Origin of the sequence: Streptococcus phocae (assembly GCF_001302265.1) — a bacterium.
Lineage (GTDB): Bacteria > Bacillota > Bacilli > Lactobacillales > Streptococcaceae > Streptococcus > Streptococcus phocae.
In genome coordinates, this window is the sequence record NZ_LHQM01000083.1 from 1 (window position 1) to 214 (window position 214).

General features: G+C 53.3%; 2 tRNA genes. Both read left to right on the top strand.

The features are described from left to right. Positions 1–22 precede the first annotated feature (22 nt). Positions 23–96, top strand: a tRNA-Met gene (locus AKK44_RS08485). Between the two features lie 20 nt (positions 97–116). Further along, positions 117–190 (top strand) — tRNA-Ile (locus tag AKK44_RS08490). Positions 191–214 lie beyond the last annotated feature (24 nt).

The window sequence follows — 214 nt, forward strand, 5'->3', positions numbered from 1 at the left end:
GAATCCTGTCTTCCCGATTGATGGCGGTGTAGCTCAGCTGGCTAGAGCGTCCGGTTCATACCCGGGAGGTCGGGGGTTCGATCCCCTTCGCCGCTATTTTAATCATGGATATCTTAGGACCTTTAGCTCAACTGGTTAGAGCACTCGGCTCATAACCGAGCGGTCGTAGGTTCGAGTCCTACAAGGTCCATAACATGGAGGATTACCCAAGTCC